Source organism: Pseudomonas sp. SR18 (assembly GCF_023701505.1).
Classification (GTDB): domain Bacteria; phylum Pseudomonadota; class Gammaproteobacteria; order Pseudomonadales; family Pseudomonadaceae; genus Aquipseudomonas; species Aquipseudomonas cyclaminis.
Genome location: NZ_JAMQAU010000040.1, coordinates 1 through 1313, shown reverse-complemented (window position 1 = coordinate 1313; position 1313 = coordinate 1). Strand labels below are relative to the sequence as shown.

Here is a 1313-nt window from a genome sequence, read left to right as displayed (position 1 = left end):
TGTCTAGTCCTGAAATAGGTTTACACCTGTTTGAGTCTCAAAACGCCTGATGCACCGCATCGGGCGTTTTGTATTTCAGGGATAAGTGCGGCCGCTCCCCGTTGTAGATCAGCACCGACTCATCCACCATTTTTACGGCATCCGCCAAATCTTTGGGTCGGTGCAGCAAAAACTCAGTTTTCAAAATCCCATTTACCCGCTCTGCCATCGCGTTCTGATAGCAATCGTAGCCGTCAGTCATTGAGCACTTGATCCCATGCTTGGCGTGCATTTGCTGGTACAGGTCGGAGCAGTATTGGGCCCCGCGATCCGAGTGATGGATCAGCGACTGCATGGATTTTCGCTGGTTAACAGCTTTCTGCAATGCTTTGACCACCGACTCCGTATGCAGGCTGTCATGCACATGATGACCCACGATCTTGCGTGAGTACGCGTCTGTTATCAGGCTGACGTAAACAACACTTTCCCGCGTGGGCAGATAGGTAATATCTGCAACCCAAACCTGCTCGGGCCTGCCAGCGACAACTTGTTCCGGGCCTGCTTTGAGCAGGTTGGGATGGCGGCGGAACCGATGATGGCTATGCGTAGTTTTATGATAAGCACGCTTTCGAGGAACCAGCTCTCGCGCTTCGCGCAAGATGGAAAAAAGACGGTCTCGACCAACAATTACCTGCGCTTCAGCCTCAGTGCTCATCAGATAATGCAGCTTGCGCGTGCCTAGCCTCGGCTGGCGACGCCGCTTTTCCAGAACAAAGTCCACTACTTGCTGGTCTTGGTGAGCTCTCGCATCAACGGCTCGGTTACGTTTGTAATACGCTTGGCGCGAAATTCCCATGAACAGGCAAGCCCTGGTAATGCTCAGGTCTTGGATTTGCCCTTGCGAGAGGACTTGCCGGGTCGCTTTTTTACGATGGACACACCGTAATCATTTTTCAAGACGTTCACGACAGCTTCAAAGAACTGGGCCTTTTGATTGCTCAGCGCCAACTGTTCTTCAAGCTCTTTAATCCGCTGCTCGGGTGTCAGCGGGAGGTTGGGGTCGGTCATCGGCCTGCTCCGCGGCGCTCGGATTGAGGCGCCTTGGCTCCAGTCCTGTCGGCCATGCTTGCGTAGCCAAACCAGTACCGTGGACCGGCCCTGGATGCCAAAGCGCCGTTGAGCCTCTTTATAACTCAACTCGCCTTTTTCGACTTGGTCTACGACCGACAATTTAAAAGCTAGCGTGTAATCGCGTTGGCTGCGCCTTTTTCTCGTATCCATTGAGTCCTCCTGAACAAAGGTCAGAAGGTGTAAACCTTATTCAGGACGGGACA

Annotated in this window: 1 protein-coding gene; it reads right to left on the bottom strand. The window is 53.0% G+C overall.

The genetic code is table 11. The features are described 5' to 3' along the window. Positions 1-37 precede the first annotated feature (37 nt). A protein-coding gene (locus tag NDJ82_RS27355) for an IS3 family transposase (protein ID WP_178117298.1) occupies positions 38-1260 on the bottom strand; the annotation gives its coding sequence in 2 pieces (ribosomal slippage) (positions 38-909 and positions 909-1260; 1224 coding nt in all). Positions 1261-1313 lie beyond the last annotated feature (53 nt).